Origin of the sequence: Corallococcus exercitus (assembly GCF_003611585.1) — a bacterium.
In the GTDB taxonomy this organism is placed as follows: domain Bacteria; phylum Myxococcota; class Myxococcia; order Myxococcales; family Myxococcaceae; genus Corallococcus; species Corallococcus exercitus.
Genome location: NZ_RAVW01000623.1, coordinates 1 through 3,899, shown reverse-complemented (window position 1 = coordinate 3,899; position 3,899 = coordinate 1). Strand labels below are relative to the sequence as shown.

4 protein-coding genes are annotated in these 3,899 nt (G+C 68.9%); 1 reads left to right on the top strand and 3 read right to left on the bottom strand.

The window, feature by feature from the left end:
* Positions 1-160: 160 nt before the first annotated feature.
* The 3 genes from D7W79_RS39810 to truD all read right to left on the bottom strand — a co-directional run bounded on the left by D7W79_RS39810 (position 161) and on the right by truD (position 2,955).
* Positions 161-667: a hypothetical protein gene (locus D7W79_RS39810; RefSeq protein ID WP_120530431.1), complete on the bottom strand. Its 507-nt coding sequence runs from the start codon at positions 665-667 to the stop codon at positions 161-163.
* Entirely contained in the window at positions 664-1,254 is a 591-nt protein-coding gene (locus D7W79_RS39805; RefSeq protein ID WP_171439056.1) for an RNA polymerase sigma factor, read from the bottom strand. Before D7W79_RS39805 ends, D7W79_RS39810 begins: the two co-directional genes overlap by 4 nt.
* 78 nt (positions 1,255-1,332) lie before the next feature.
* On the bottom strand, positions 1,333-2,955 hold the full coding sequence (gene truD / locus D7W79_RS39800; protein WP_120530429.1) for a tRNA pseudouridine(13) synthase TruD: 1,623 nt from the start codon (positions 2,953-2,955) through the stop codon (positions 1,333-1,335).
* A gap of 72 nt (positions 2,956-3,027) precedes the next feature.
* Between truD and D7W79_RS39795 the strand changes: the two genes are divergently transcribed.
* Positions 3,028-3,899, top strand: an 872-nt coding sequence (locus tag D7W79_RS39795) for a hypothetical protein (RefSeq protein WP_120530428.1), incomplete at its 3' end; no start/stop codon positions are given.

The following is a 3,899-nucleotide window of genomic DNA, read 5'->3' as shown; positions in this document are numbered from 1 at the left end:
TTACTGACTGCCTGTTCTCTTTTTTTTTTTTCAGGCAGAAGACGGCATACGAGATCTGCGCATGTCTCGTGGGCTCGGAGATGTGTATAAGAGCCAGCCATGGGGGCGCCGAGGAGGAGGGTCGGAAGCAGCAGGCGGGGGAGGATCTTCATGGGCACGCTCAGGCTTCGGAGAGGGACGGGGGAGGAGAGCCGACCAGGCGCTTCAGGCCGAACAGCGACGAGAACACGACGACGGCGACGAAGCAGGCCACCGCCAGTCCCGCGGTGCTCCACAGGGCATGCGCACCGCTGAACAGGCCTTCCACGAACGCGCGGGAGCCCGTCACGCTGGACGCGAACGCGGTGCCCATGCGGCCGAGCGCCCGGTCATTGGTGAACAGGAAGCCCAGCCCCACGCCCAGGGACGTCAGCAGGATGCAGAGGCCCGTCCACACCTCGCGGCGCTGGGGCACGGGGCTCTCCGCGACGCGGGCCATCACGTTCACGACCAGCGACGGGGGCGGCAGCGGATCCGCCAGCCGGAACAGGTCGTTCTCCAGCAGGCGGTGGTCCTCCATCAGGGCGGCGCACGCCTCGCACTCCGCGGCGTGATCCAGGGCGGGGCCCTCACCGGCCTCCAGCTCCGCGAAGAGGACTTCCAGGTCGGGGCAGGGGGTGGGGTTCATCGCGTCTCCTCCTCGGCGGGCGTCATCTTCTTGCGAAGCTTCTCACGGGCCCGGAACAGGCGCGCCATGATGGTCCCGGGCGCGCAGCCCATGATCTGCGCGATCTCCTTCGTGGTGCGCTTCTGGACGTAATAGAGGGCCAGCACCTCACGGTCGTCCACGGAGAGCGTCTCCATGGCGGCCTCCAGCGACTGCCGCTCCTCGCGCGCGATGGCCCCGTCCAGCTGGGACACGTCGGCGCTGGGGAGCACCTCCTTCATGGGCTCCAGCTCCTCGGTGCGCACCTTGGTGCGGCGGCGGAGCAGGTCCAGGCAGAGGTTGCGCGTGATGGCGAGCACCCAGAGGTCGAACGGGCGCGCGTCGTCGTAGCGGTGGAGATTCTGGTACGCGCGCAGCAGGGCCTCCTGCGCGACCTCCGCGGCCTCCGCCTCGCTCTGCAGCAGGCGCAGCGCCAAGCCGTACACCGGGCGCTGCACGCTGCGCACGAGCGCTTCGAAAGCGGACGGGTCCCCCTTGCGGGCGGCCTGCACGTCCGCCTTCCAGGGGAGCGGGGCGGCGTCCTCAGCCATCAGCATTCCGATGGCCATGGGGAGCGAGTCGAGGGCAAGAGCGGTCACGCCCTGGACTACGGGCGTGGCGAAAGGCCATTGCGCTGCCCCCGAGCATCACTTCCGCTTCTGTTTTTTCGCGGACTTGGCGGCGGCCAGGCGCTGCTTTTCGGCCTTTTCCGCCCGGCTTTCGGCCTTCACCTGCTTGCGCTGCTTCTGCTTCGCCCGGAAACCCAGCGGAATCTCCGGCTCCGGCGGAGCAGGGGCCGTGAGGGTGCCCACGGGCGCGGGCCGGGCAGCCGGGCGCTCGGCGCGGTCGCTCCGGACCCCGGTCTTCACGGGTTCGGGCGCGGTCTCGCGGGTGGCGCGGGCCGGACGGCCGATGCGGCTGGGGGCGCGCGGCTCGCGGGCCGGGGGAGCGGGGCGCTTGTCCGCCAGGTCGCGGTGGCGGGAAGGTCCTTCCGAAGCACGCGCGGCGCTCCGGGCCGCTTCCACGCGGACCTCGTCGCGCTCGGCGGTGACGAGGCGCGGACGCTGCGAGGTGCGGATGTCCTCCTTCGTGTCCTCGGTGTACTCGAAGTGGAACAGGCGCTTGATGACCAGCGTGGCATACGCGCCCGGGGGCAGCGTGAAGGCCACGTTGACCTTGATTTCACCGCGGTTCACGTCGTCGTTCTGCGTGCGGCCCACGACGAGCTTGTGCGGGAACATCACCAGCGGGCGCTGCTCCTCCTTGAAGTAGAGCATCCGCTCCGCGCCCTTGATGCGCAGGTCGGCGAGCTTGAGCTTCTCCTTGCCCAGCACCCACGCCATGGCCTCCGCCACCTTCGGATCCTCGAAGGTGGAGTCCGGCCCGACGAGCGGGAAGGTCTTCTCGCGCAGCGTCTGCAGGACGTCCGGAGGCGCGTCGCGGAAGTGCAGCAGCGTGCCGGCCTGGTAGCGCATGGGGAACATGGCCTCGCGCGGCAGCATCAGCTGGAGGTAGCGCCGGACGCCCTCGTTCCAGAGGTAGCTCTGGTACTCGAAGAGGATCATCGCCCGGTAGTCCGAGTCGATCTGCAGGAACGCTCGGAGCCAGTCGCCCGGGTGGTCGCGCAGGGAGCGCAGGATGCGGTGGTACTTCTTCGCGCCCTCGAAGGGCACGCGCGCGTCCCATTTGCCCCAGTTGTCGCGCCAGAAGCCCTTCACCTTGGCGTCCTCGGTGCGGTCCAGGTCCGAGGGGCGGGCGAAGTAGTTGTGCAGCGCGGCCTCGAAGTCGCCCCGGATGAGGTCCTTGGCGATGAAGCCCTGACCGTGCTTGAGCGCGCCGAAGCGCTGGCTGTCGAAGTAGTTCACCACGCCCAGCCGGTTCACCTCCGCGGCGGCCAGGTTGAGCGGCGCCAGCGAGTCGTGCGTCAGGGCGCGCACGGTGACGGAGAAGCGGTTGGAGGTGATGTTGCGCGCGGACAGCGGCTTGTCCGTCCGGCCCAGGAACTTCAGGCGCAGGTCGGGCTCCTGCATGTCCACGTCGGCGCCGTCCACGGCGATGATCTGCTCGGTCCGGCCCTGCTTGTCCTTGAGGCCGCAGTAGCTGATGGCGCCGGGCTTCAGACCGAACGCGTCACGGATGCGGTTGACCGCGTCAAACGTGGACAGCTTCTGCTTGTCCATGAGGTAGACGCGATGGCGGCCGCTCTCGACTTCGTCGAAGCGGTAGGACTCCTTCACGGAGAAGTCCTCGGGTTTTTGCTTGATTCGCACGACAGCCCCCTTACCAGCGTGGACGCGCGGATAGAAGCGTTCGCGCCTGAAATGGGCATAACCTGCAACCCCATGAGAAACCTTCCCGTCCTGCTCCTGCTGGGGCTCGCTGGCCTCGCCGTGGGGTGCGCGACCCCGTTGTCCACCATGCAGACGGCGAAGACGCTCTCACCCGGGCAGGTCCAGGTGACGGGCAGCATGGGCGTGTTCGTCCCGGCGGGCACGCTGGCGTCGGTGGTGGACGTGGGCATCGACCAGGGGCGGGCGGCGAAGCGGGCCATCGACAACGACGAGCCCTACACCCTCACGGAGGAGGACCAGCAGCGCCTGGTGACGGCGGGCCTGGCCCTGGCGGTGGCCCCGCCGGGCGTCAACCCGGAGCTGATGGTGCGGGTGGGGCTCTTCGACGGGTTCGACGTGGGCGGGCGCTACAACGGCAACGCGCTGCGCTTCGACGGCAAGGTGCGGCTTGCGCACGGCGGTCCGGGCCCTCGCCGCTCCTATGACCTGGCGCTGGGGGTGGGGGTGTCCAAGTACCTGTTCTCCGGGGCGGTGATGGACGTTCTGGAGGTGGTGCAGATGGGGGACTTCAGCCGGACCGACCTGGAGGTGCCGCTGTACCTGAGCGCCGAGTACGGCGACGTGTTCAAGCTCTACGGCGCCCCCAAGTACGTCTTCAGCCACACGAGCCTGGACGCCCGGCTGGTGGACTTCTCCCAGCAGGGCAAGCCGGTGACGGGCTTCGACGCGAGCCTGCCGTCCACGGTGAACAGCCACTTCGTGGGCTCCACGGTGGGCTTCGCGCTGGGCTACAAGTACGTGCACTTCTACGCGGAGCTCACCGGGGGCTACGTCTTCTGCAATCCCGTGGTCTTCGGGCAGAAGCGGGACGTGGGCGGGATGACCTTCCTGCCGTCCATTGGCCTGGGCTTCCGGTCCCCCGA